This is a genomic window from Amaricoccus sp. B4 (assembly GCF_043226085.1).
Taxonomy (GTDB): Bacteria; Pseudomonadota; Alphaproteobacteria; order Rhodobacterales; family Rhodobacteraceae; genus Amaricoccus.
In genome coordinates this window covers 324,519-349,548 of the sequence record NZ_CP171225.1, presented here as the reverse complement: position 1 = coordinate 349,548, position 25,030 = coordinate 324,519, and the positions used below count along the sequence as shown (strand labels likewise).

General features: G+C 68.7%; 26 protein-coding genes. 14 read left to right on the top strand and 12 right to left on the bottom strand.

Annotation, left to right across the window (positions count from 1 at the left end; translation table 11 throughout):
* Window positions 1-52 precede the first annotated feature (52 nt).
* Complete coding sequence (locus ACF66B_RS01690; RefSeq protein ID WP_111428550.1) at window positions 53-490, top strand: CoA-binding protein; 438 nt, start codon at window positions 53-55, stop codon at window positions 488-490.
* A gap of 90 nt (window positions 491-580) precedes the next feature.
* Here ACF66B_RS01690 and ACF66B_RS01685 read toward each other — a convergent pair whose 3' ends face one another.
* The 3 genes from ACF66B_RS01685 to ACF66B_RS01675 all read right to left on the bottom strand — a co-directional run bounded on the left by ACF66B_RS01685 (window position 581) and on the right by ACF66B_RS01675 (window position 2,514).
* Window positions 581-811, bottom strand: coding sequence for a hypothetical protein (locus ACF66B_RS01685; protein ID WP_111428551.1), 231 nt, complete (start codon window positions 809-811; stop codon window positions 581-583).
* A gap of 105 nt (window positions 812-916) precedes the next feature.
* Window positions 917-1,744, bottom strand: coding sequence for a M48 family metalloprotease (locus ACF66B_RS01680; protein WP_111428552.1), 828 nt, complete (start codon window positions 1,742-1,744; stop codon window positions 917-919).
* A gap of 77 nt (window positions 1,745-1,821) precedes the next feature.
* A complete protein-coding gene (locus ACF66B_RS01675; RefSeq protein ID WP_111428553.1) occupies window positions 1,822-2,514 on the bottom strand; it encodes a glutathione S-transferase family protein in 693 nt (230 codons plus the stop codon).
* Window positions 2,515-2,636: 122 nt separating this feature from the next.
* Between ACF66B_RS01675 and ACF66B_RS01670 the strand changes: the two genes are divergently transcribed.
* From ACF66B_RS01670 to ACF66B_RS01640, 7 genes are all read left to right on the top strand, one after another.
* The gene (locus ACF66B_RS01670; RefSeq protein WP_111428554.1) at window positions 2,637-3,578 is read left to right on the top strand and encodes an aspartate carbamoyltransferase catalytic subunit; all 942 of its coding nucleotides are present in this window, start codon (window positions 2,637-2,639) and stop codon (window positions 3,576-3,578) included.
* A 112-nt stretch (window positions 3,579-3,690) separates the two neighbouring features.
* Window positions 3,691-3,996: a hypothetical protein gene (locus ACF66B_RS01665; protein ID WP_111428555.1), complete on the top strand. Its 306-nt coding sequence runs from the start codon at window positions 3,691-3,693 to the stop codon at window positions 3,994-3,996.
* Between the two features lie 13 nt (window positions 3,997-4,009).
* Window positions 4,010-4,330, top strand: a complete 321-nt coding sequence (locus ACF66B_RS01660) for a hypothetical protein (RefSeq protein WP_111428556.1) — start codon at window positions 4,010-4,012, stop codon at window positions 4,328-4,330.
* A gap of 8 nt (window positions 4,331-4,338) precedes the next feature.
* Window positions 4,339-4,848 carry a hypothetical protein gene (locus ACF66B_RS01655; protein ID WP_111428557.1) on the top strand — a complete coding sequence of 170 codons (510 nt, stop codon included), beginning with the start codon at window positions 4,339-4,341 and terminating at the stop codon, window positions 4,846-4,848.
* Window positions 4,845-6,152 (top strand): dihydroorotase, encoded by a 1,308-nt coding sequence (gene pyrC, locus ACF66B_RS01650; protein ID WP_111428558.1) that lies wholly within the window; start codon window positions 4,845-4,847, stop codon window positions 6,150-6,152. Before ACF66B_RS01655 ends, pyrC begins: the two co-directional genes overlap by 4 nt.
* Window positions 6,149-6,736 carry a glycerol-3-phosphate 1-O-acyltransferase PlsY gene (plsY, locus tag ACF66B_RS01645; protein WP_111428559.1) on the top strand — a complete coding sequence of 196 codons (588 nt, stop codon included), beginning with the start codon at window positions 6,149-6,151 and terminating at the stop codon, window positions 6,734-6,736. The genes pyrC and plsY overlap by 4 nt, the downstream gene beginning before the upstream one ends.
* A 92-nt stretch (window positions 6,737-6,828) precedes the next feature.
* Window positions 6,829-8,226: a HAMP domain-containing sensor histidine kinase gene (locus ACF66B_RS01640; protein ID WP_111428560.1), complete on the top strand. Its 1,398-nt coding sequence runs from the start codon at window positions 6,829-6,831 to the stop codon at window positions 8,224-8,226.
* An 8-nt stretch (window positions 8,227-8,234) separates the two neighbouring features.
* Here ACF66B_RS01640 and ACF66B_RS01635 read toward each other — a convergent pair whose 3' ends face one another.
* From ACF66B_RS01635 to ACF66B_RS01615, 5 genes are all read right to left on the bottom strand, one after another.
* On the bottom strand, window positions 8,235-9,107 hold the full coding sequence (locus tag ACF66B_RS01635; protein ID WP_111428561.1) for a DUF2189 domain-containing protein: 873 nt from the start codon (window positions 9,105-9,107) through the stop codon (window positions 8,235-8,237).
* Between the two features lie 189 nt (window positions 9,108-9,296).
* Window positions 9,297-10,217, bottom strand: coding sequence for a polyphosphate kinase 2 (gene ppk2, locus ACF66B_RS01630; RefSeq protein WP_111428562.1), 921 nt, complete (start codon window positions 10,215-10,217; stop codon window positions 9,297-9,299).
* Between the two features lie 140 nt (window positions 10,218-10,357).
* The gene (locus ACF66B_RS01625; RefSeq protein ID WP_111428563.1) at window positions 10,358-11,020 is read right to left on the bottom strand and encodes a YggS family pyridoxal phosphate-dependent enzyme; all 663 of its coding nucleotides are present in this window, start codon (window positions 11,018-11,020) and stop codon (window positions 10,358-10,360) included.
* 76 nt (window positions 11,021-11,096) lie between these two features.
* Window positions 11,097-12,515 carry a dihydrolipoyl dehydrogenase family protein gene (locus ACF66B_RS01620; protein WP_392663789.1) on the bottom strand — a complete coding sequence of 473 codons (1,419 nt, stop codon included), beginning with the start codon at window positions 12,513-12,515 and terminating at the stop codon, window positions 11,097-11,099.
* Window positions 12,512-13,255 (bottom strand): TVP38/TMEM64 family protein, encoded by a 744-nt coding sequence (locus ACF66B_RS01615; protein ID WP_111428937.1) that lies wholly within the window; start codon window positions 13,253-13,255, stop codon window positions 12,512-12,514. Before ACF66B_RS01615 ends, ACF66B_RS01620 begins: the two co-directional genes overlap by 4 nt.
* A 269-nt stretch (window positions 13,256-13,524) precedes the next feature.
* Between ACF66B_RS01615 and rpmH the strand changes: the two genes are divergently transcribed.
* From rpmH to ACF66B_RS01595, 4 genes are all read left to right on the top strand, one after another.
* The gene (rpmH, locus tag ACF66B_RS01610) at window positions 13,525-13,659 is read left to right on the top strand and encodes a 50S ribosomal protein L34 (RefSeq protein ID WP_111428564.1); all 135 of its coding nucleotides are present in this window, start codon (window positions 13,525-13,527) and stop codon (window positions 13,657-13,659) included.
* Between the two features lie 20 nt (window positions 13,660-13,679).
* Window positions 13,680-14,102 carry a ribonuclease P protein component gene (rnpA, locus tag ACF66B_RS01605; protein WP_111428565.1) on the top strand — a complete coding sequence of 141 codons (423 nt, stop codon included), beginning with the start codon at window positions 13,680-13,682 and terminating at the stop codon, window positions 14,100-14,102.
* A 7-nt stretch (window positions 14,103-14,109) separates the two neighbouring features.
* Complete coding sequence (gene yidD / locus ACF66B_RS01600; RefSeq protein ID WP_111428566.1) at window positions 14,110-14,361, top strand: membrane protein insertion efficiency factor YidD; 252 nt, start codon at window positions 14,110-14,112, stop codon at window positions 14,359-14,361.
* A 503-nt stretch (window positions 14,362-14,864) separates the two neighbouring features.
* Window positions 14,865-15,365, top strand: a complete 501-nt coding sequence (locus ACF66B_RS01595; protein ID WP_111428567.1) for a ferritin-like domain-containing protein — start codon at window positions 14,865-14,867, stop codon at window positions 15,363-15,365.
* A 520-nt stretch (window positions 15,366-15,885) separates the two neighbouring features.
* On the opposite strand, the gene ACF66B_RS01590 is transcribed toward ACF66B_RS01595, so the two are convergent.
* Both ACF66B_RS01590 and parC read right to left on the bottom strand, forming a co-directional pair.
* Entirely contained in the window at window positions 15,886-17,208 is a 1,323-nt protein-coding gene (locus ACF66B_RS01590) for a mechanosensitive ion channel family protein (RefSeq protein ID WP_111428568.1), read from the bottom strand.
* 446 nt (window positions 17,209-17,654) lie between these two features.
* On the bottom strand, window positions 17,655-19,895 hold the full coding sequence (parC, locus tag ACF66B_RS01585; RefSeq protein WP_111428569.1) for a DNA topoisomerase IV subunit A: 2,241 nt from the start codon (window positions 19,893-19,895) through the stop codon (window positions 17,655-17,657).
* A 142-nt stretch (window positions 19,896-20,037) separates the two neighbouring features.
* Between parC and ACF66B_RS01580 the strand changes: the two genes are divergently transcribed.
* Window positions 20,038-20,727: a hypothetical protein gene (locus ACF66B_RS01580; RefSeq protein WP_111428570.1), complete on the top strand. Its 690-nt coding sequence runs from the start codon at window positions 20,038-20,040 to the stop codon at window positions 20,725-20,727.
* On the opposite strand, the gene ACF66B_RS01575 is transcribed toward ACF66B_RS01580, so the two are convergent.
* Entirely contained in the window at window positions 20,693-21,784 is a 1,092-nt protein-coding gene (locus ACF66B_RS01575) for a LuxR C-terminal-related transcriptional regulator (protein ID WP_162683155.1), read from the bottom strand. The two genes, ACF66B_RS01580 and ACF66B_RS01575, sit on opposite strands and share 35 nt — an antisense overlap.
* Before the next feature lie 213 nt (window positions 21,785-21,997).
* Between ACF66B_RS01575 and ACF66B_RS01570 the strand changes: the two genes are divergently transcribed.
* Window positions 21,998-23,368, top strand: coding sequence for an MATE family efflux transporter (locus tag ACF66B_RS01570; RefSeq protein ID WP_162683156.1), 1,371 nt, complete (start codon window positions 21,998-22,000; stop codon window positions 23,366-23,368).
* A gap of 48 nt (window positions 23,369-23,416) precedes the next feature.
* On the opposite strand, the gene ACF66B_RS01565 is transcribed toward ACF66B_RS01570, so the two are convergent.
* The gene (locus ACF66B_RS01565) at window positions 23,417-25,027 is read right to left on the bottom strand and encodes a DUF1254 domain-containing protein (protein ID WP_111428573.1); all 1,611 of its coding nucleotides are present in this window, start codon (window positions 25,025-25,027) and stop codon (window positions 23,417-23,419) included.
* Window positions 25,028-25,030: the final 3 nt, after the last annotated feature.

The window sequence follows — 25,030 nt, the reverse complement described above, 5'->3', positions numbered from 1 at the left end:
GTGCGCCCGGACATTTTCCGGGCGCTTTTTTGTTCAGAAGCAATGGCATCGCATGAAGAGTGAAGATGACCGCCTGAGGCGGATCCTGGCGGAAACCCGGACCATCGCGATCGTGGGCGTCTCGGCGAAGCCCGAGCGGCCGTCGCATCAGGTTGCGGCATTCCTGCAGGCGGCGGGCTACCGCATCGTGCCGGTCAACCCCGGCCTTGCCGGACAGACGCTCTTCGGCGAGCGTGTGATCGCCCGTCTTGCGGAGATCCCCGAAAGTCTCGGGCCTGTCGATATGGTGGATATCTTCCGCCGCTCGGAAGAGGCCGGCAGCGTGGTCGATGAGGCGATTGCGGCGCTGGCCGGGCGCGGGCTGCGGACGATCTGGATGCAGATCGGCGTGATCGACGACGCGGCCGCCGCAAGGGCCGAAGCCGTGGGCCTGGAAGTGGTGATGAACCGCTGTCCGAAGATCGAGCTGGCCCGGCTCAGGGCCGCCTGACCGGAGGCGGGCCGGCGCCGGTCGCGCAGGGAGTGGATCGAGGGCCGGCGCATATGCTGCGTTGCAGCATATAGATACCAACCCTCCGCGTCAGCCCCGGGTGATGCTGAGCAGCGCCAGGAAGATCACCGGCACGGCGACGAGCGCGGGGATGATGATCGCCGGATAGCCGAAAGCGATGATGGCAATGATCCACATCATCACGAGCGCGGCGATGAAGTAATAAATATTGTCCTTGTCGCCATACGCAACGTCCTTCAGCATCCAGCCGAGAACCGGAATCGCGTAGACCATGCGCTCATAACGGGGCAATTGATTCATCTGAGATCCTCCTTCGCTCCGGAGCGGTTAACAGGATCCGATTTTTGCTGCAATGCAGAATAAATTTACAATCGCACACGCAGAAGTGAAGTTCGCGCGCCCGTCTCAGCGCCCGGCGTAGGCCGGACGCGGCACCAGCCCCTGCGCCTGCTGCCGGCGTATCTCGGCCGCTGCGGAGGACACGAGGGCAAGGCGCTGCGGGGACCCCGGATGGGTCGCGAGCAGCACCGGGCCACCGCCCGAGCGCAGTGCCGGCCGGCTGAAGATCTGCGCGCCCTTCTCCGGATCGTAACCCGCACGCGCCGCGATGAAGGCGCCGAGCCAGTCGGCCTCGAGCTCGTAGTTCTGGCTGTAGGCCCGGCCGCCGACGAAGGCGCCGATATCCATCGCGTCCTGAATCCCCTGCTCGGTGGCGTACTGCCCGCCCGCGGCGGCGGCAAGCCCGCCGAGCACCAGGGCGCCAAACACCTGACTTTGCTGCTGTTTCGGGATATGGCGCGCAATGTGATGCGCAGCCTCATGCGAGAGCACGAAGGCAATCTCGTCGTTCGAGCGCATCTCGCCGAGCAGGCTCGCGGTCATCACGATCACCGGCCCGCCATTCTTGTCCCGCGTCTGATAGGCGTTCGGCGGGCTCGAGGCGTCACCGTCATAGACGATTTTGAAATCGCAATAGCCTGCCGGCGCGGACGGCGCCTCCTCGCGGCAGAAGGATTCCGCCACCGGCTCCACCCGCGAGACGACGCGGTTGAAATCCCCCCGGCTCCGCGCCGCACCGCCGGAGCTTGCGGCCACGCTTGTGCCTTGCGCGCCCCCCGGCGATGCCACCGGCACGGCATAGGTCGTGCCGCAGGCGGCGAGCGCGATACAGAGAAGCAGCGCCGAGCAGCCGGAGACGGCGCGGGACAGGCGGCGAGGCATGAAGGTCGGCATGGGCGATGGCTCCGAGGCAGTCGCGCGCGATCTTCCGCAAATCACCGCGCCTGTCCAGTCACGCCGGCGCGACAGGGTTACCCGCCGTAAACCCGCTCGCGGAACCGCGCGCAGAAGGCCACCAGCTCGGGATGCGCCCGCGCCGCGGCCTCCAGCGGCCCGTCGAGCGCGATCGTGACGAGATTCTCGAGAAAGCCGAAGAGCGTGGTGTCGATGCTGTGCGGGGTCTCGCCGAAGAAGAACGGCCCCTCTCCCAGCCGCAGCGCCAGGGCCTCGAGATCGGCGCGCCCGAACGCGAGCAGATCCTCCTCCGCGTGCCGGCCCAGCCCCTGCCCCTCGAGATCGCGCGCCATCTTGGCCTGAATCTGGGCAAACGCCGCCTCCCGCACCGCCTCGGGCAGACGGCCGAGGAAGACCTCTCGGGTGATCTCGGGCCGCGCAATCCAGCGTGTGTGATGCATGATGAAATAGAGATGCTCCTCCAGCATGCAGCGATAGGCCTGCGCCTCGCCACGGGCGCGCGCATCGAGCCCCGCATCGGCATCGAAGCCGTGGGCCAGGCGCAGGTGCCGCTCGATGCGGACGGAATCGGCCAGCCGCTCCGCCCCGTCGCGCAGCACCGGCAGCTTGCCGAGCGGCGCCTTCTGCGGCAGCGCCGTCTCGCGCGCAAACGGCAGGCCGGACAGCGTGAGCAGCGCGTCCGCCTTGAGGCAGAACTGGCTCGGGCTCAGGATGCCGAGGGCGGGCGGAAAGGTTTCGAGGACAAGCATGGGCGCCGGGGCCTCCTTGGCGTCGGGGACGCCGCCATAATGCCCGAAATCCGGCCCCCGTCGAGGCTTGCCCCTCCCCGCCGGCCTGCTATAGAGGCCAGCGAACCGGATCGGAGGCCACCATGTTCGCGCATCGCCACCTGCTGGGGATCGAGGGCCTCGCCCGGTCCGACATAGAGGCCATTCTCGATCTCGCCGAGATCTATGCCGATCTCAACCGACGCCCCGACAAGCACGCCGACGCGCTGAAGGGCCTCACCCAGATCAACATGTTCTTCGAGGCCTCGACCCGCACGCAGGCAAGCTTCGAGCTGGCCGGAAAGCGGCTCGGGGCCGATGTGATGAACATGTCCGTCGCCCAGTCTTCGGTGAAGAAGGGCGAGACGCTGATCGACACGGCGCTCACGCTCAATGCCATGCATCCCGACCTTCTCGTCATCCGCCACCCGTCCTCGGGGGCGGCGCATCTGCTCGCGCAGAAGGTGAACTGCGCGGTATTGAACGCAGGCGACGGCCGTCACGAACACCCGACCCAGGCACTGCTCGATGCGCTCACCATCCGCCGTGCCAAGGGCACGCTCCACCGCCTCAACGTCGCGATCTGCGGCGATATCGCCCATTCCCGCGTCGCCCGGTCCAACATCCTGCTGCTCGGCCGGATGGAGAACCGCGTCCGCCTTGTCGGCCCTCCCACGCTCATGCCCGCCCGCGCCGCCGAGCTCGGCGTCGAGGTCTATGACGACATGGCCGAGGGGCTCGATGGCGTCGATGTGGTGATGATGCTGCGGCTCCAGAAGGAGCGCATGGACGGCGGCTTCATCCCCTCGGAGCGCGAGTATTTCCACCGCTACGGGCTCGATGCCGAGAAGCTTGCCTACGCGAAGCCCGACGCCATCGTCATGCACCCCGGGCCGATGAACCGCGGCGTGGAGATCGACGGCACGATCGCCGACGACATCAACCGCTCGGTGATCCAGGAACAGGTCGAGATGGGCGTCGCGGTGCGCATGGCCGCGATGGATCTGCTGGCGCGCAACCTCCGCGAGGCGCGTGCCGGTGCCTGAGACACCGGACACCGCTCCGCCCATGATCCCGCGCTCTGCGACCGGAGCGGGCAAGAAACCTTCCCCTGCCGCAGAACCGCGGCGCCGACGCACCAGACAGGAGCACGCAAGGATGATTTCCCCGATCAGGCTCATCGCCGCCGCAGGCGCCCTCGCCGCCCTCACCGGCTGCGGCAGCGACATGGAAGATGCCGTCACCCCGGCCGTCGCCTCTGACGAGCGCTTCGAGACCATGACCGATCCCTGCCTCGAACAGGCCGCGCGCTTTTCGGGCCAGCCGCTCAACAACATCACCGTCACCGGCCAGAGCATGACCGGCGGCGGCCCGCTCCTCACCCTCTCGGCCGGCGGCACGCCGCTGAGCTGCCGCCTCGACAACGACGGCAGTGTCACCGTCTTCAGCGAATACGCCAACTGAGGAGGGCAAGGGGATGAAATGCAAGCCGGCCGCCGCCGCGGAACCCTGCGCAAGCCTGCGCACCGCGCGCGTGCCGCCTGCGTTTCCCGCCCCGGCCCACGCCGAGGCCGATGGCCCGGATGTTCACCGGGTGACGGGCGGGGCGCGCGGCGACACGCTCAAACTCCGCCGCGGCCCGGGCACCCGATACGAAACCATCGCCGCCCGGCCGCCGGCGCGCGCGGCGAACCCGCTCTCGCGCGGGCGGCACCGTGAAACTGGCGCGTGCCTCGTCTCGCTCCGGAAAACACTGCAGTCGCAGGGCCTTGGCCCCTGCCGCTTTACCGGAGAGTGAGGGCGGCCATGACCTCCGGCAGCATGGAGCCCCGCCCGCCGCAGCCCGGCCACCCCGCCATCCCCGGCCTCCGGGAGGGGGAGCGCGTGCTCTGGACCGGTCGGCCCGCCACGGGCCTCTGGGGGCGGCTCAAATGGCTCAAGATCGGGCTCCTCGGGCTCTTCGCGCTGCTCGCGGTGCTGAACCCCGAAAAGCTCACGCAGAACCTGCTCTTCCTCGTCGTCGTTTCCCTCTGGATCCTCGCCGACGCCGCCCTGCGCCGCCGCACCTCCTATGTGCTGACTGACAGCCGCGTGCTGGCGCTCCGCCCGCCCGGCCGGCCCCGGTCGATCCGGATCGCGGAGCGCCCCGAGCCCGTGCTCGCGCTCGGCCTCATCCGCTTCGAGGGCGTGCCGGTCTTCACGCTCGAGGGCCTTGCGGATCCGAATGAGTTTCTCGATGCATATCGCGCGGCCCGACGCGGCCCGGCTTCCGGCGCGGGCGAGCCCGGCGCAGAACAACAAGGAACGGCGGCATGACCCTCCTGCTCACAAATGCCATCCTGATCGACCCCGAGGCCGGCACCGAAACCCGCGGCGCCCTGCGTATCGCCGAGGGCGTCATCACCGAGGTGATTCCCGATGAGGGGGGCTCCGCCCGCCAGATGATCCGCGCCCGCGAGGTGATCGATTGCGGCGGCCTCCACCTCGCACCCGGCATCGTCGACATCGGCGTGAAGGTCTGCGAGCCGGGTGAGCGGCACAAGGAAAGCTTCCGCACCGCGGGCGCCGCCGCCGCCGCCGGGGGCGTCACCACCATGGTCACGCGCCCGGACACGAAGCCCGCGATCGACAACCCCGAGACACTCGAGTTCGTCGCCCGCCGCGCCCGCGAGATCGCGCCCGTCCGGGTGCTGCCGATGGCGGCGCTCACCAAGGGCCGCGCCGGCCGAGAGATGGTCGAGATCGGCTTTCTCAAGGATGCCGGCGCCGTCGCCTTCACCGATTGCGACCATGTCGTGACCGACACCAAGGTGCTCTCCCGCGCCCTCACCTATGCCCGCTCGCTCGGCGTGCTGGTGATCGGCCACCCGCAGGAGCCGGGCCTGAGCGAGGGCGCCTCGGTCACCTCGGGCAAGTTCGCCTCGCTCCGCGGCCTCCCCGCCGTCTCGCCGATGGCCGAACGCCTCGGGCTCGAGCGCGATCTCGCCATCGTCGAGATGACCGGCGCGATCTATCACGCCGACAACCTCTCCACTGCCGCCGCGCTTCCCGCGCTCGAGCGCGCCAAGGCCGCCGGGCTCAACGTGACCGCGGGCGTCAACATCCACCACCTCACCCTCAACGAGCTCGACGTCGGCGACTATCGCACCTTCTTCAAGGTAAAGCCCCCGCTCCGGTCCGAGACCGACCGCACCGCGATGGTCGAGGCCGTGGCCTCCGGCCTCATCGACATCATCTCCTCGATGCACACGCCGCAGGACGAGGAGAGCAAGCGCCTGCCCTTCGAACAGGCCGCCTCGGGCGCCGTCGCGCTCGAGACCCTGCTGCCCGCCGCGCTCCGGCTCTGGCATGCCGGTGCCCTCGACATGGCGACCCTCTTCCGCGCGCTCTCGCTCAACCCCTCGCGCCGCCTCGGCCTCGGCACCGGCCGGCTCGTTTCCGGCGCGCCCGCCGATCTCGTCCTCTTCGATCCGCACGCGCCCTATGTCATGGACCGCTCGAACCTGCGCTCGAAATCCAAGAACACGCCCTTTGACGAACAGCGAATGCAGGGCAAGGTACGCATGACCTTTGTCGCCGGACGCATGGTGTTCGGCGCCGGGCAGGAGGCCGCGGCATGACGATCCTGATAACCTTCCTCGCCGCCTACCTGCTGGGCTCGATCCCCTTCGGCGTGCTCATCACCCGCGCGCTCGGCCTCGGCAACCTGCGCGACATCGGCTCGGGCAACATCGGCGCGACCAATGTGCTGCGCACCGGCAACAAGGGCGCGGCCTTCGCCACCCTCGTCCTCGACGGCGCCAAGGGTGGCGTCGCCGTGCTCATCGCCCGTGCGCTTCTCGGCGAGCAGGCAGCCCTCGTCGCCGGCCTCGGCGCCTTCCTCGGACATCTCTTCCCGGTCTGGCTGAAGTTCCAGGGCGGCAAGGGAGTCGCGACCTTCCTCGGTGTTCTGCTCGCGGTGAGTTTCCCCGCCGGGCTTGCCGCCTGCGCCACTTGGCTCGTCGCAGCACTCGCGTTCCGATACTCCTCGCTTTCGGCACTGATCGCCGCGGCGGCCGCGCCGGTCTGGCTCCTGCTGTTCGGGCGCCCCGATGCGATCTGGCTCGCGCTTCTGCTCGGCGCCCTGGTCTTTGCCCGCCACCACGCCAACATCCGCCGGCTGATGCGCGGCGAGGAGCCGAAAATCGGTCGTTCCCGCACGTGAATGGCCGCATATGGCCTTCTCTGCCGGTGGGCACCTTGTCTCGCCGCCTGGCAGTGCATAATGTCCTGACGCATACGTGATCAGGTCCGCCAATGTTCCTCAGAACCCTTTCGGGTCGCTTTCTCGCCTTGACGATCCTCTTCGTGATGATCGCCGAGATCCTGATCTTCTTGCCATCGATCGCGCGCTTTCGTCTCGATTACCTGCAGAACCGCCTCGATCTGGCACAGATCGCCGCCCTGGCCTCTCTCGGCTCGACCGAAGACCTGGTTCCGCCGCAGCTCGAACGCGAACTGTTGCAGACGGCCGATGTGATGATCGTCGTGCTGCAACGCGACGGCGTGCGCGAGCTCGCTCTCTTTGACAAGATGCCTCAATCCCCGGTTGTAACCTACGATATCCGCGACCCGAGCCCCTGGGCGCTGATCCGCAGCGCCGGCCGGGTGCTCATCACGCCCGAGAACAGGGTGATCCGCGTCATCGGCGAGACCCGCCAGGGAACCGAGGGCATCGTCGATGTGGTTCTCAACGAGGCGCCGCTCCGCAAGGCGCTGATCGATTACGGGCTCCGCATCTTCTACCTCTCGCTGGTGATCTCCGTCGCCACGGCCTCGCTGCTCTTCCTCTCGGTGCAGCAGCTCATCGTCCGGCCGATCAACCGCGTCATCGCCCATATGGTCGCCTATCGCGACAACCCCGAGGACACGACGCGGATCATCGCGCCCGCGAGCGGCACCCGCGAGCTCAACGATGCGGAAAACGCGCTCCACGACCTCGAGGTCCGGCTCACCGCCGCCCTGCGCCAGAAGGAGCGCCTCGCGGCTCTCGGCCGGGCGGTGGCCAAGATCAGCCACGACCTGCGCAACATGCTCACCACGGCCCAGCTCCTCGTCGACAGCCTGGAGGCAAGCCCCGACCCCCGCGTCCGCCGCATCGCGCCCAAGCTCGTCGGCTCGATCTCCCGCGCCGTCGCGCTCTGCGACCGCACGCTCGCCTACGGCAAGGCCGAGGAGCCGCCACCCGACATCGAGCGCTTCGGGCTCGCGCGGCTCGTCAACGAGGTGCTGGAGGCCGAGCGCCAGACCCTCGGCGCGGAGACCGTCACATTCACCTCCGCGGTGCCCGACCGCCTCTGCGTGCGCGGTGACCCGGACCAGCTCTTCCGCGTGCTCTCGAACCTCGTGCGCAACGCCGCCCAGGCGATCGCGGCCAGCAGCCGGCCGGGCACCGTGCGCATCGAGGCCGAGGAGTCCGACGGCCGCAGCTTCATCCGCGTGAGCGACACCGGCCCGGGCCTGCCGCCCAAGGCGCGCGAGAACCTGTTCCAACCCTTCCAGGGCGGCGTCCGTCAGGGCGGCAGCGGCCTCGGCCTCGTCATCGCCGAGGAAATCGTCCGCGGTCACGGCGGCACCCTCTCGCTCGAGGTCTCGGACGAGCAGGGCACCACCTTCGCGATCTCCCTGCCCGCCCCGCCGCGCGAGAGGGGCTGAACCCGGCCTCAGGCCCGATCCGGCCAGACCACCGCGCGGCGGTAGAGATGCCAGGTCGCGTGGCCCAGCACGGGCATCACCACGATGAGCCCGAGAAACGCCGGGATCGAGCCCGCGAGCAGCGCGCCCGCAACGATCGCGCCCCAGGCCCCGATGACGCCGGGGTTTTCCCGCGTCACCCGGATCGAGGTCACCACCGCCACCGGCAGCCCCACCTTGCGGTCGAGCAGCATCGGGAAGGAGATCACGCTCGTCGCGAGCACCGCCGCGGCGAAGAGAAACCCGACGCCGAGCCCCACCACCATCATCGTCCAGCCCTCCGCCGTGGTGAAGACCTGTGTCAGGAAGATGCCGAAGGAGGCCGGCGCATCGGGCCCGAGCGTGAGCTGGTGGATCTGGTCGGCCAGGATCATCCAGGCGATGAAGGTCGCAAAGAGCATGAGCCCGAGCGCGAAGATCGCGCCGAACGAGGGCGAGGCCGCCACGCGGAAGGCATCGGCAAAGCTCGCCGGCTCGCCGCGTTCCCGCCGCCGGCTCATCTCGTAGAGCCCCACGGCCGCCACCGGCCCGACGAGCGCGAAGCCCGCCATCATCGGAAAGACGAGCGGCAGCAGGGCATTGTGAAAGGCAACCCAGGCCATCACGATGCCGATGACCGGATAGAGCAGACAGAGAAACGCCACGTCCGAGCGGCAGGCGGCGAAATCCTCCATGCCGCGCCGGAGCGCGAGATGCAGGTCCTCGAAGCCAAGCCGCTGCACCTGCGGCAGCTCGGCGGTCTCGTCACTGCCGACCGAGGCGGTGTAGGCCCCCACGTGACGGCCCATGGCGCCGATCTGGTCGACGCTCCAGGAGCCGGGATTCCGGATAGTCGTAGCCATGTCATCCTCCCCGTGGCTTGAGCGCTCCGTGCGTGCGGAGCCGTCTGGCACGTGCTGCGGCCGGAACCGGGACCTCGGGGGGCGAGTCGGCGCGGCCGCAACCGGCTGGTCTCGTCATGCGAGCATAGCACCGGAAGCGGCCACCAGGGCCTCACAATCTGGAGTGGCAGGAGACCGCCGCGGGCGGCCTCAGTATTTCTGCGGCACGTAGAGCTCGGGCGGCAGCACCTTGCGCTCGTAATTCGGGTTGAAGACCCGCTCGGGCAACGCGATTTCCTCATGCGGCACCGGGCCGTAGGGGATCTGGTGCAGCAGATGGTCGATGCAGTTGAGCCGCGCCCGCTTCTTGTCGTTGCCCTCGACGATATACCAGGGCGCCTCGGGAATGTTCGTACGCGCGAAGGTCTCTTCCTTGGCCTTGGTATACTGCTCCCAGCGCACGCGGGACTGCAGGTCCATCGGCGAGAGCTTCCACTGCTTCAGCGGATCGTGGATGCGCATGAGAAAGCGCATCTGCTGCTCCTCGTCGGTGATCGAGAACCAGTATTTCACCAGCCGGATGCCGGACCGCACCAGCATCCGCTCGAATTCCGGCACGTCGTTGAAGAACTGCTCGACCTGATCCTCGGAGGCAAAGCCCATCACCCGCTCGACGCCCGAGCGGTTGTACCACGAGCGGTCGAAGAGCACGATCTCGCCGCCGGCCGGAAGGTGCGGCACGTAGCGCTGGAAATACCACTGGCTCTTCTCGCGCTCCGAGGGCGCCGGAAGTGCGACGACGCGCGCGACCCGCGGGTTGAGCCGCTGGGTGATGCGCTTGATCACCCCGCCCTTGCCGGCGCTGTCGCGGCCCTCGAAGATCACCACCACCTTTTCCTGGTGATAGGACACCCAGTCCTGCAGCTTGATGAGCTCGGACTGGAGCGTCAGCAGCGCCCGGAAATAGTCGGCGCGCGGAATCGAGGGCGGATGCGCCTTCTGGTAGATCTTGCGGATTTCCATCGAAAGGGCGGGTTCGGAAATCTCGAGCTCGTAATCCTCGTCAAGCGTGTCGGCGAGTTCCGCCTCGAGCCAGTCCATCCCGTCCTGGGGGTTCAGCGTGTCTGTCATGGCATCCGTCTCTCTCGTGGCAAGCGATATCGGGCGCGGATCGCACCGGAAAAATCCAGCCCGCACATAGCCTGCGGCCTGCAACAATTTCATGACAATGGCGCGAAACCGCGGCGCTGTCACCGGCGTCGTCGCCGGCCTCAGCCCGCCGCTGTCGTGCGCTCCCCGAAGATCGCCGAGCCCACCCGCACATGCGTCGCCCCGCAGGCAATCGCCGTCTCGAAATCCCCCGACATCCCCATCGAGAGGCGGTCGAGCCCGTGCCCGGCGGCAAGATCGGCCAGCATGCGGAAATGCGGCTCCGGGTCCGCCTCGGCGGGCGGGATCGCCATCAGCCCCGCCACCGGCAGATCCAGCGGCCCGCGGCACTCGGCGAGGAAGGCGTCGAGATCCTCCGGCGCCACCCCTGCCTTCTGCGGCTCGCGCCCGGTGTTGACCTGCACGAAGAGCTCCGGGCAGGCCCCGCGCGCCTGCACCGCATGGGCGAGCTTCTTCGCAAGGCTCGGCCGGTCGAGACTGTGGATCGCATCGAAGAGATCGAGCGCCTTGCCGAGCTTGTTGGTCTGCAGCGGCCCGACCAGATGCAGCTCCACCGCGCCGAACTCCGCGCGGAAATCCGGCCATTTGCTCTCGGCCTCCTGCACCCGGTTCTCGCCGAAGACCCTCTGGCCCGCCTCGAGCACGGCCCGCACCCGCTCGAGCGGCTGGACCTTCGAGATCGCGATGAGCTTCACCGACCCGGCGGGCCGTCCGGCCGCGGCAACGGCGCGCTCGATACGGGCGGAAATGTCTGCAAGCGGCATGGGCTCCGTCGTCCTCCTGACAGTCGGGGGCCGAACTTACCGCCCCCCGCCGCCGGACGAAAGCCCTGCCGGCCCGTCAGGGCAGCCGCTGCACCAGCCGCACCAGCCGCGCGACGCGGCGGTTGCCGAAGATCCTCGGCGCGAAATGCACGCCCGCCGCCCGTTTCGAGATCTCCGAGAGCGTCGGATAGGGCATCACCATCCCCGCGATCCGCGAGAGCTTCAATCGCGCCCCGATCGCAAGCGTCCAGAGCCCGATGAGCTCGCCCGCCTCCGGCCCCACGATCCCGGCGCCGACAACCCGCCCGCGATGGAGCACAAGCTTCACAAGACCCTCGGTCCGCGCCTCCGCCCGTGCCCGGTCATTGGCCGCGAAGGGCTCGCGGATCACCTCGATCCGCCCGCCATGAAGCGCGCGCGCCTCCGCCTCGGTGAGCCCCACCTGCGCGAGCTCCGGCCCGGTATAGAGGACCCGCGGCACCACCAGCCCCGCCGCGCGCACCGGCAGGCCAAAGAGCGCGGCGCGGAGCACCAGGCCTGCCTGCGCCCCGGCCAGATGGGTGAACTGGCCCTGGCCCGCCACATCGCCGATGGCAAAGACGCGCCGGTTCGAGGTCCGAAGCCCGCCATCGACCTCGATCCCGCGCGGCCCCGCGCGCACGCCCGCCTCCGCAAGCCCGAGCCCCTCGACATTCGGCGCCCGCCCGGCCGCGACCAGCAGATGCGAGCCCGCCACCTGCCGCCCGTCCGCGAGGTCGAGCGCGATGCCGCCCGCCCGCCGCGCCACCCGCGCCACCGCCACCCCTTCATGGATCGAGACCCCTTCGGCCCGCAGCCGGTCGAGCACGACGCCCGCAAGCTCCGGGTCCTCGCGCCCGAGCGCCCGATCCGCCTCGATCACGCTCACCTTTGCCCCGAGCCGCCTGTACGCCTGCGCAAGCTCGATGCCGACCGCCCCGCCGCCGAGCACCAGCAGATGCTCCGGGCGCTCGCGCAGCCCGAAAACCGTCTCGTTGGTGAGAAAGCCCGCCGCCGCAAGGCCCGGCACCGGCGGCACAGCGGGCCGCGAGCCGGTCGCGATCACGAAACGTCGCGCCGTGATCTCCGCCTCGCCCGCCCGCACCACCCGCGGCGCGACGAACGCCGCCCGCGCCCGGATCACCCGCACCCCAAGCCCCTCGAAGCGCGCCTGACTGTCGTGCGGCGCGATACCCGCGATCACGCCCGCCACATGCGCGGCAACGGCGCCGAAATCCACCTTCGGCTCCACCGCGCCGATGCCGAAGGCCGCGCCCTCCCGGAGCGACTGCGCATGCGCCGCGGCGGCGATCAGCGCCTTGGAGGGCACACAGCCGTGGTTGAGACAGTCGCCCCCCATCTCGCCTGCCTCGATCAGCACGACGGAGGCGCCCATCTGCGCCGCGCCCGCGGCGACCGAAAGCCCGCCGGAGCCCGCGCCGATCACACAGAGATCGGCCCTCGCCGCGCCCTTCACCGCCGGGCCTTCCGCCCGCGCCAGCGCTTCAGCACCAGCGGCAGCGTTGCGAGCGCCGAGAGCGCGAGGAGCGGCCCGAGCACCACCGGATCGCTGAGGAGCCCGAGATCCGGCTGCCCGCCGCGGGCAAAGACCGCACCGAGCCCCGCCCCGATCCAGGCATAGACGAACGTGCCCGGAATGATGCCGAAGAAGGTCGTGAGCACATAGAGCCGCGTCCCGACGCCGAGAAACGCCGGCGCGAGATTGGCAACGAAGAAGGGCACCACCGGCATGAGCCGCATCAGAAGCAGATAGCTCACCGCATTCTCCGCGATGCCCCGCTCGATCCGCGGAAGCGCGCCGTCGCCGCCGCGCGCCCGGAGCCGGGCGTGAAGTGCAGCGCCAAACCCGTGCCGCGCGGCGAGGAACACCGCCGTCGCCCCGAGTGTCGCGCCCAGAACCGCCAGCGCCGTGCCGCCGGCCACACCGAAGAGGAAGCCGCCCGCCAGCGTCATCACCGCCGCCCCCGGCAGCGAAAGCGCCACCACGGTGACGTAAGCCGCGAGGAAGGCCGCCGCCGCCAGCGCCAGATGCCCGTCCCGCCAGGCGAGAAGCTCCGCGCGATTGTCACGAAGCGTTTCGAATCGCAGCACATCGCCCCACAGCCAGAGCGCCGCCAGCGCCGCGAGGCCCAACGCCAGGAGCGGCAGCGCCCGTCGCAGCGAAAGCTCGGGGCCGGCCCCTCGCCTCTCCGTCATGTCCTTCACCTGCCTTCTCCCGTGCGGTCCCCGTTCTCATGCCCTGCCCTCCGCCCCGCCGCACCCCTCCGTTACCGCTCTCACAGAGCCTTGATCTCCCCGCGGGAAATGTTTCAGGAAATGCACGTTTTCCGGCGCGGAAGAATTGACTTGCACAGCCGGTCTGCATTAAAGGCCATGCTTCGAAATTCCGGACGCCGTGCGCGCACCCTCGCATCGCGGCGTCTCCCGGCGGGCTGTCCCGCCGGCAAGTTCAGGAGACGTCAGAGATGAAACGCACTTTCCAGCCGAGCAACCTCGTTCGCAAGCGCCGTCACGGCTTCCGCGCCCGCATGGCCACCAAGGCGGGCCGCATCATCCTCAATCGCCGCCGGGCGCGGGGCCGCAAGGTCCTCTCCGCCTGATCCGAGACCGCGGGGCACCGATGACCGGGCTCGCCGCAACTCCGCCCGCCGCGGAGACCGGCCCGGGCCGCCCCGCGCTCGCGATCCTGAGGAAACGGCCGGATTTTCTGGCCGCTGCACGGGCCCGGCGCCAGCCGCGGCCCGCTTTCCTGTTGCAGGCCCGCCGCCGCGCGCCCGAGGAAGGCGTCCCGGGCATCCGGGTGGGCTTCACCTGCTCCAAGAAGGTCGGCAACGCCGTCGCCCGCAACCGCGCCAAGCGCCGGCTGCGCGAGATCGCGCGCCTCGTCCTGCCCGAAGCGGGCCATGAGGGCTGGGATTACGTCCTGGTCGGCCGCCGCGACGAGACCGCCGCCCGTGCCTTCACCGCGCTCTGCGACGATCTCCGCGCCGCGCTCGCCGCGATCCACGCGCCCGGCAAGGGCGGCAAGCCCCGGCAGCCCTGAGGCGCCGATGAGCCCGCTCGCCCATATCGCAGCCCTGCCCATCCGCGCCTACCGCCTGCTGCTCTCGCCCTGGGTCGGCCATTCCTGCCGCTTCCAGCCCACCTGCTCGGCCTATGCCCTCGAGGCCCTCGAGACCCACGGGGCGTTCCGCGGCAGCTGGCTCACCCTCCGCCGCCTCGCCCGCTGCCACCCCTGGGGCAGCTCCGGCATCGACAACGTCCCGCCCCCGAGGCCGCACCACCACCCGCATTCCCACTGAAACGGCCGCCGCGCGGACGGACTGGTCACGCCGAAGAACCGTCTCCGGAGCAGTGCGACCTCAAGTCCGGGCACACCAGAGGGCCATCGCCCGTCCGCGGGCAGCGATTGCCCCTCCCGAGGCTGCGCCGCGCGACGGGGCGGACGGGCGCTGGCCCGGCGGCGCTCAGGGCCGCCGGGCCAGCAGTTTTCGGGGTGCATCTGCGGGGGAGGCAGGCAATACGGCTCACAAAAAAGCGGTCCAGAGCCGTCCTTGCTGACCGACACCGCGTTGGTCCAGATCGAGCCCACATTATGTTTCACTGCTTGGCGCCCCACTGTCTCAGCCGGGTTCGACCGTGAAGACGGCAGCGGTCCGGGCAGGTGCGGGATGCGGGAAGCTCCTTTCCTTACGTGATTCCGAACAGGCGGTTAATTCAGTTGGCTGGAGCCATATCGGAGCGATCAGAGGAACCTTCCGCGACGCCACCCGTTGGGACGTGAAGCAAAACAAAGGATACCGACATGGCAATGAACTCGCTCAAGGACCTCTACCTCGACCAGCTGCAGGACATCTGGAGCGCCAACACGCAGTCCCTGTCCGTTGTGAACGAGCTGGGCCGCGCGGCGCAGGACAAGGAACTGTCCGAGGCCCTTATCGACGGCGGCAACGGCATCGCCGACGGCATCGCCGAGATCGAAAAGCTCTGCAACGACCACGGCATCAAGCCGAACGCCGAGCACTGCAAGGGCATGGAAGGCCTCGTGAAGGAAGCCCGCGCCCACGGTCTCTCGGACGAGATCACCGACCCGGACGTGCGCGACGCCGCCATCATCCCGCAGTACCAGCGCATGGTCCACTACGCCTTGGCAGGCTACGGCACGCTGGCCGCCTTCGCCAACCGCCTCGGTCTCGATGGTGATGCGGCAGTTCTCAAGAAGTGCCTCGACCAGACCTACGATGGCGACCGCCGCATGACCAAGATCGCCATGAAGGGCGGGGTCAACAAGGAAGCCGTTTCCTGATCTTCACCCGCCAATGGCACCCGGGGGCGCGCGAGAGATCGTGCGGCCTCTTCACATTTTGTGGACAGTCTACGCGTGGGCTTCCTTGAAGCTGCGCCATCAGATGTCTGCTCTGTAATGATCGATTGATGGGATTGGCGCGACATGAGTGATGATCCGCCGGGTTCATCTTCTGTTGCCCATGCTCCCTGATGCACGTTGGCTCATGCGACCTCGGCGTTCTGGATCCGAACCAACCTTCTGATGGTGCAGGCGAAGCTGGCGCTGCCGGTTTTAGCCTTGGTTCTTGCGATCCCGTCTTGCGATCCCGATGGTTCGGATCGTCAGGCCCATGGCCTGTTTCCGAACGGCAAAGACATGCCCGATCGGTGCACGATGCTTCGACCGGGTGGCGTGTCCACGGCGGAGAGGCACGAGCACCGGCTCACCCTTGCACTTGCAGCGAACGGCAGGTTCGACGGGCCGCGAGGCAGCGCTGCAAGGAGAAGGTCGATGTCGGCTCCGGGCCGGTCGCGTCCGATTACTCCCGGGGCGCACTCCTCTCGAGGAGGTCGTTGCTGTCTCGGCGTTCGGCGTCGACAAGGGGGATGAGAGCAGCTTCTTCCGATTTATGCACCGAGGGCTCCTTGAGCGCGGCGGGCGCCTGCGATACCGGCGCCTTGCGCGGCTGCGGGCCAGAGGTGAGCGGAGGCGTTTCAGACCCCTCGAGGCGGATGCGATAGGTCGTATCCGGGATCGCAACACCGGCCTCTTCGATGGCGGTCTTGACCAGGCGGATGGCATCGCCTCGCGCGGAGGCAAAGCCGGTGGCGTTCTGGTCGATCCACCCGGTCACGCGCAGGATCGCCCCGGCCTCGGTGATGTTCTCGATCCAGACCAGTTCCTCGGGATCGTCGAGCACGAATGGTTGCGCCTTCAGGGCCGCTTGTGCCAGGGCGCGCGTTGCCTCGAGGTCCGCGTCGGGGTCGATGCCGATGTCGAACGTGAACCGCCGCGCAGGGTTCTGGGTGTAATTCACGATCTTCCCCTTGAAGACCGTGGCGTTCGGGATGCGGATGTGGTTCCCGTCCAGCGACAGCAGGATCGTCGCTCGGGAGGTCAGACGGATGACGCGGCCGACGTCGCCCTCGATCTCCACCAGATCGTTCGGGCGGAACGGCTGGCGCAGGCTGAGCATGATGGAGGCCACGAAATTCTCGACCGTGTCGCGGACCGCGAAGCCGATGGCCAGGCCGATGATCCCGGCGGCGCCGAGGATGGTGCCCAGCAATGCAGCTGCCCCGAGGACGTCGAGCGCGACCACGATCCCCGCGATGCCGCAAGCGACGCGGAAGGCCTGCCGGTAGATGCCCGCTATGAAGGCATTGGGCGAGATCCGGTCCCAGAACCGCAGACGTGCTATCAGGAACCCTGCCCCAACGATGACCGAGAGGACGGCGAGTGCCAGCAGAAACAACGGCAAACGGGAGATCAGCTGCGCGATCCGTGCCCGGAAGCGGTCCACCGCGGGGTTGATCTGCCGCGCGAGGTCGCCCGTTTCCGCGAGGGTGTTGTTCACCGCGACGACGCCTTCGAGGCGCCCGGCTATGCTTTCGGCCTTCGCACGGGTGGAGGGGTCCGCCACCTCGCCCGTGAGCGAAACGACCCCGGCGTCGACGTTGACAGTGATCCCGTCAAATTCGAGCGCCGCGAGGATGGCTCGCAGACGCTCCGCGATGGCTGTGTCGTCGGGCACATCCTCGACCGCCAGCGTGGGCGAGGCATCGGCCTCGGTCGCGATATCCTGCGCAAGACCCTGGCACGGGGCGAGCAGGAGGCTAAGGCAGAGGAGGACCTGTTTCATACTGGTCCAGATAGCGTGGCGCGGCGCGCAGCCAACCGAACGCGCAGCGGATTGGTGTCGGGAAGCGCGCTCCAACGATCAACAGGGCAGGAACCGCGTCTCTTCGGCCAGGGTCGTGATCTTGCGGAAGCCCGCCGCATTCGGACATCGGACCTGCTGAAGATCGGGAGCGCCGCGACAGGCACGAGTGTCCAGTTCGGTGAAGCTGCATTCTGGCGTGACCCCAGCCGATGAATGGCTGGTCCGGGCCGTTCAGATCCACCGCAAACGCTCGATCGCCGTGGACCAAGACAGCCTCCCCCTGCCCCTGCACCAACACCCCAAAAGGTAATACTGACAGCCCTCCAGGCCGGCTTTCAAACCTCAAGCCCAGTCACTTCAATGACTTGCCCGCATCGTCACGGTGAGAGGTCTTATTTTCACCGTGAAAATACCCCCCTCACACCTCAGGGAAAGCGGTTGTCGCGCGGGAAGCCCCGTGGTGCCGTGCGGCCCGCGCCGGCCCGCGCGCCGAGCCATTCGGTGAACTCCGTCACCGTCCGGGTCCGGCCGGCGGTGTCGGGCCAGGAAAGCCCCGCCGCAAGCTCGAAGACCACCGCGTCGCTCAGGCCCCCGTCCTTGTAGCGCTGGAGCCGCACCCCCTTGCCCCGGCCGAGCTCCGGGAGCTCCGAGAGCGGGAAGACCAGCATCTTGCGGTTCTCGCCCACCACCGCGACATGATCGCCCGAAACCGGCCGGCAGACCTTCGCCACCACGCCCTCGCGCACGTTCAGCACCTGCCGCCCGGCGCGCTTCTGCGCGATCGCCTCGTCCTCGGGCAACACGAACCCGTCGCCCGCGCTCGAGGCGACGAGCAGCCGCCCGCCGGGCACATGCACCCGCAGCGCCACCGGCTCGACCTCGTTGGGCATGTCCACCATGAGCCGCAGAGGCTCGCCCATGCCGCGCCCGCCCGGCAGCTGTGAAGCCTGGAGCGTGAACAGCCGCCCGTTGGTGGCGAGCATCAGGAGCCGGTCGGTCGTCTCGGCATGGAGGAAGAAGCCCGGCCCGTCGCCATCCTTGAACTTGAGCTCGGCATCGGGGGCGATATGGCCCTTCATCGCCCGGATCCAGCCCATCTTCGAGCAGATGACGGTGATCGGCTCGCGCTCGATCATCGCCTCGAGCGGCACGTCCTCGATCTCGGGCGCATCGGCGAAATCCGTGCGCCGCGCCCCGGTCGCGGAGCCCTTGCCGAAGAGCTTCTTGACCTCCCTGAGCTGCTCGGAGATCCGCGCCCACTGGAGCTCCTCCGAGCCCACCAGCGCCTGAAGCTCCTCCTGCTCCTTGCGCAGCTCGTCCCGCTCGCGCCGGAGCTCCATCTCCTCGAGCTTGCGGAGGTTGCGGAGCCGCATGTTGAGGATCGCCTCGGCCTGCACGTCCGTGAGCGCGAACTCGGCCATCAGCACCGCCTTCGGCTCGTCCTCGAAGCGGATGATCTCGATCACCCGGTCGAGGTTGAGGAAGGCGATGATATAGCCCTCCAGCACCTCGAGCCGCTGGGCGATCTTGCCGAGCCGGAAGTTCGAGCGCCGGAGCAGCACGTCGCGCCGGTGATCGAGGAAGGCGCGCAGCACCTCCCGGAGCGAGCAGACCTTAGGCGTCCGCCCGTCGATCAGCACGTTCATGTTCATCGCGAACCGGGTCTCGAGATCCGAGTTGCGGAAGAGCGATTCCATCAGCACCGCCGGATCGACGCTGCGGGTCCGCGGCTCGAGGATGAGGCGGATGTCCTCCGCGCTCTCGTCGCGCACATCCGCCAGGATCGGGATCTTCTTCGCGTTGATGAGCTCGGCGATCCGCTCGATGAGCTTGCCCTTCTGGACCTGATAGGGCACCTCGGTGACGACGATCTGCCACTGGCCCCGGCCGAGCTCCTCGACCTCCCAGCGCGCGCGGAGCCGGATCGAGCCGCGCCCGGTGCGATAGGCCTCCTTGATCGCCGTCCGCGGCTCGATGATGATGCCGCCGGTCGGGAAATCCGGGCCCTGCACGAAATCCATCAGCTTCTCGTCCCCGGCATTCGGGAACTTGATGAGATGGAGACAGGCGTTGCAGAGCTCCTCGATATTGTGCGGCGGAATGTTCGTCGCCATCCCGACCGCGATGCCGGAGGAGCCGTTGGCGAGCAGGTTCGGGAACGCCGCCGGCAGCACCACGGGCTCGGTCTCCGAGCCATCGTAATTGTCCCGGAAATCCACCGCGTCCTCGGCAAGCCCCTCCATCAGGGCCTCCGCCGCCGCCGTCAGCCGCGCTTCGGTGTAGCGCTGGGCCGCCGCGTTGTCGCCGTCGATGTTGCCGAAGTTGCCCTGCCCGTCCACCAGCGGATAACGCACCGCGAAATCCTGCGCGAGCCGGACGAGCGCGTCATAGATCGCCTGGTCGCCGTGCGGATGGTAATTGCCCATCACCTCGCCGACGATCTTGGCGCATTTGCGGAACGCACCCTTCGGATCGAGCTTCAGCCCGCGCATGGCATAGAGAATGCGCCGGTGGACCGGCTTCAGCCCGTCCCGGGCATCCGGCAGCGCCCGGTGCATGATCGTCGAAAGCGCATAGGTCAGATACCGGTCGCCAAGCGCGCGGCCAAGCGGCTCGACCGTGATCGCGCCACCGGAGATGTCGGGGAGGTCTGTGTCATCGCTCATAAATCTTGTGTCTATGTCAGCGCCGTTTCTGCGTCCAGTCGTATCGGCACGCACGTGCCGCACAACCTTCGCGCGCAAGGGATCGCCGCGATTCACCCGCAAATTCGCGTGACCTGCGCGGATCTTCGGCTAATCTCGGGCCATGAACGACACTCCGGCAGCACCAGCGACCCCGGCGGAGCGGGAGAGGGCCTTCGCGCTCGCCGAATGGACGGAGATCCGCGCGCAGATGCTGCAACAGCTCCAGCAGATCTGGCGCTTCGAGGTCTATGTGATCGGCGGGCTCGCCCTGCTCTACGCCTGGATCTTCACCAAGGCGCCGCAGGGCGACGCGATCCTCTCCCGGCGTCTGCTCCTCCTGCTCGCCGTCGCCCTCGCCGCGACCGCGATCTTCCGGCTCAAGATCGAATACGCGATCCTGCTCACCCTCGGGCGCTACAGCGAACGGCTCGAGGCCTATCTCTACGGCGCGGCCGAGGCGCCCGGCGGCTGGCAGGCCTATCTCGGCGAGCGAAAGCCCGACGATCTGAGCTTCAAGGCCGTCTTCGGCCGCTACTCCCATGCCGGCTGGGCCTCATCGCTGATGCTGGCCTTCACGATCGTGCTTCTGCTGGCCTATGGCGGGTTCGGGACGATCCCCTGCACTCCGGGCCCGGCAACCCCTGCGCAGCGCACCGCCCATCTCTCCGCCCGCCAGACGGCACGCCATGGCGGCGCGAGACCACCAGACGCCAGCAGGCGCTCCATACCGCCGGGGCACCGGGCACCGCCCGACAGCCCCTGCCGGCGCGCCCGCCCTACTGCCCCTCGAAGGTCAGCAGCAGGCGCATGAGTTCTGCCTGGCGCGAGACCCCGAGCTTCGACATGACCGTCTTGATCTGCTGGCGCACGGTGGCCTCGGCCACGCCCCGGCGGGCCGCGATCTCGGGGATCGCCACCCCGCGCACGAAGATCTGGCAGACGGCCGCCTCCGCCGCCGTGAAGCCGAAGGCCTGGCGCATCCCGGCGGCGGTCGCGGCGGCCGCCACGGCGGGGTCGCGGATCAGCGCCAGCAGAAGACAGCGGTCAGGGGCGAGAAACCGGTGCTCCTGCGCCAGCGGCGCAACCGTCACCGCATAGGGCGCACGGCGCGAGGGCCTCGGGATCCGGATCGTGCCGCCGCCGGCCCCGCCCGCAGCGTCGCGCAGCGTCCGGCCCGCGCCTGCCATCAGCGAGACGAGCTGGCGGGAGCTCGCGGCATGGCCCGCCTCGAGATGCCCGCGCCGCACCCCGAGCCCGTCGCCCGCCCGGAAGATCGCCTCCGCCCTGCCGTTGGCATGCAGAACCCGCCCGCCCGGTTCGAGGATCGCCGCCGCGACCGCGGCATGCTCCAGCCCCTCGAGCAGCCCCCGCATCGGCACCGCGGCATCGGAAAGCGTCGAGGAGACATGCGCGGCAAGCCTGAGCTGCTGCTCGATCTGCCCGAGCTTCTCGAACTCCTGCCTCTGGGCATGGCCCTGATCCGTGCGCCAGAGAAAGACCAGCGCGCGCGAGACATCGGGCGTGTCCACCAGCCGCAGCGCCAAGCGATAGGAGAGGTTGAAGGATTGGCAGAGCCGGTAGAACTCGCTCCGCGCCATTGCCGGCTCGTCGATGTAGTCGTAATCGCAGAACACCCGCCAGTTCGGATGCGTCATCGCGAAATGGACCGGCTCCGCATCCGGCATGATCTCGCAGAAATAGTCGTCGTATTCGAGCCGCCGCGTCGTGCGGGTCCAGGTCGCATTGCCATGCGCATGATCGACCGAGGCAAGCTGTGTTGAAAACGCCCCCATGAAGGCCGCGGTGCGTTCCTGCACATCGAACCATGCCTCCGGCTCCAGAGCCGCGCGGCGAATGGCTTCAAACATGCCCTCCGTGTCGCTGGACGCATCCATCGATCAAGATCCCCCGCATCCCTCATAGCATTTTTGCCACGTCCGGGCCAGCATCCCCGCGGCCGATGGTGACCGCATTCCCGGATGCCTGGCAAAACGGCCCGCCGGCAATTGCTCCCGCGTGCCGTGAGGCGTAAGACCCGCGGCCCGGGGCCATGCCCCATTTCACCTGTGAGTTTCCCCGCCGTGCCGTCCCCCCAGCCCCTCCGCCATCACGTCCTGCGCACCCTCGTCCTCGCCGGGCCGATGATCCTCTCGCGCGTCGGGCTGGTCACGATGAGCACGGCCGACATCGTGGTTCTCGGCCATGTCGGCTCCGGCGAGCTCGCCGATTACGTGCTGGGGTCGACCATCCAGGAAAGCCTCACCGGCATGCTGGTGGGCCTGCTCCTCGGCGTGCCGGTGCTCGTCGCCCGCGAAACCGCCCGCGGCAACTCCGCCGCGGCGGGCACGATCTGGCGCCGCGGCCTCGTCTTCGCCGCCCTCGCCGGGCTCGCGATGTGCCTTGCGCTCCAGTTCGCCGAACACGTCTACCTGCTGACCGGCCAGGACCCGGAGCTCGCGGCGCGTGCGGCGCGGGTGACGGGGCTGCTCGCCTGCGCGCTCCCCTTCATCGCGCTCTCCCAGGTCTCGACGGCGTTTCTCGAGTCGCTGCACCGCCCGGTGGTGGGGCTCGCGATCATCGCCCTCGCCAATATCGCCAATCTCGGCCTCAACATCGTGCTGGTCCTCGGGATCGGGCCGTTTCCCGCCCTCGGCGCCGCGGGCTGCGCCCTCGCCACCGTCGGCACCGCAGCCCTCGCCGCCGGCGCGGGCTTTCTCTTCATCCGCTTCCGGCTGCGCGAAGCGCCCGGCCTCGGCATCGGCCGCGACAGCGCCCGCGCGGTGATGGTGCCGCGCATCCGCGAGATGACCGCGATCGGCCTCGCCTCGGGCAGCTCCTTCTTCTTCGAGGCCGCCTCCTTCACCGTGATGACCCTCTTCGTCGGCCGCCTCGGCCCGGTGGCGCTCGCGGCCCAGGGCGTGCTCTTCCAGTTCCTCATCTTCAGCTTCATGATCGCGCATGGCATCGCCGGCGCCACCCAGGTCCGGGTCGGCAACGCCTGGGGCCGGCGCGACGCGGCCGGCATCGCGCGGGCCGGCTGGGCCGGGCTCGCCCTCGCCATGCTCTTCACCGGCTGCGTCGCCCTCGGCCTCACCGCCTTTCCCGAGATCCCGCTCCGGCTCTTCACCTCCGACCCCGCCCTCACCGCCGTGGCCCTGCCGGTGCTGGGCTGGGTCGCCCTCGCCATGGTCTTCGACGGCGGCCAGACGGTGCTCAACAACGCCTGCCGCGGCCGGGGCGACACCTGGGTGCCGACCAGTCTCGTGCTGATGAACTACATGGGCGTGATGGTGCCCTGCGCCTGGCTCTTCACCTTCGCCGCCGGGCACGGGCTGCCCGGCATCTACCAGGGCATCCTCGTCGCGAGCATCCTCTCGATCAGCGTGCTCGCGCTCCGCTTCCGCGCCCTCGCCCGGCGCCCCGCGGAGGCGCCGGACGCGCTTCGGGCCTGATCGCCGCCCGAAGCGCGCGGCACTTTCCGTCCTCCGGCCCGCGGGCGCTTACCCGGCGGGTTCGATCTCGCTCGGCTGCCAGGACTTGTCGAAGAAGCTCGGCAGCGGGCTGTAGAGACGCAGGATGGTGAACCAGCCCTTGTCCGGGTCGGTCTGGATCCAGTTGCCGCGCTCCACCCCGTCGGGCTGCTCGGGGGAAAACCAGACCGTGGTGGAGCCGTCCTCGGCCTCGGTCGCCGCCGGCGAGGGATAGCTCTGGCTGCCGGCACGCGGGTATTTCTGCGGCGTCTGCAGCATCGAGCGCGTCTGGTTGTCGTAGACCGTGAGCGACCAGAACGCCTTGGCCGGGATGTCCTTGGGCAGCGTCACCTTGTAGGTCTTCGCGCCGTCATACGGGTCCCCGTTGGCATCGAGAAAGCCCATCAGGTACTGCGATCCCACCCCGGGGATGTTCATGATCATGCCGGGGCTGTCGAGGGTATAGCCGTAGTAGAAGGCCGTGCGCGAATCGAGGGTGCGTGCGCCGGTCGGCGGATGGGGCTTGAACATGCCGTCCTCGAAGGCGGGCGGCGGGGTCTCGAAATGGGCGCCGCCCTGCCACAGCATGCTGCCCCACATGGACTCCGGGTAGTAGGCCCAGTCGGGGTGCGCCCCGTAGGGACGCCAGTTCAGCACGCGTCCCGTGGCCTGACCGACCGCGGCCGCATCGGTGAGGATCTTCTTCATCCGCTCGTCGGGCGCGAACTCCTTGCCCTTGACGATGCCGATGGCGGCAAGCTGGCCGGCGAGTTCCACGTCGTAGCTCGTCGCGGGCTCGTTCTGCACGTTCTCGTTGATCAGTTCGAAGAAGCCGTAGTCGCTGGGCGGAATCGTGTTGTACGACTTGCCGCTTGCCTCGATGAACGTGGTCTCGGGAACCTTCGGCTCGCCGGCCAGCTTGACGGTGCCTTCCAGCGCCTGCGCGATGCTGCTGCCGTAGCTGCCGGGAGCATAGGGGTAGATCTTCAGGTTCGCCTTGATGTTGTCCACGGCCGGCTTCGGGTCGCTGTCGACGAGGTAGGCCCGCGAGGCATAGAGCACGTGATTGGTCTTCGAATGCGCGATGAAGTAGCCGCCCTCCGGCAGCGGCCCGTCATAGTCGGGGCCCACGAGCAGGTACTTGCCGCCCAGACCCCGGTCCGGGCCGGGAGCGCCGATGTCGATGATCCAGGAGAACCACATGTCGTTGATGGTGCCGACCGCGTTCGACGGCTGCTCGACGACCATCGGGCCGTCCGTCAGGTTGATGCCGCTGAGATAATAGACGGTGTCGGCGTTGGCGGTCAGATAGAGCGAACTGGAATCCATCAGCTCGGAGAAGATGATGACGTCGTTGTCCTTCGCGCCGATGCTGGCGGCGCCCTTGAGGAGGGCCAGCGCCGAGGCGCCGCGGAAGCTGTTGTTGTAGACGTTCAGCGCGCGGGTGAAATCGAGTGCATCGAAGACCTTCTGCGCGGTGTCGGCGCTCGGGGCGCCGTCCTTGAAGTCCAGCGTTCCGACCGAAGTCTCGAGCCTGTCGGGCGCGCCAAGCGCCTTGACGGTCTCGCTGGAAACCTCGGCCCATGCCGGTGACAGCGCGGCAGAGAGTGCCAGGCCGCCCAGGACAGTCAATCGTATCATGTC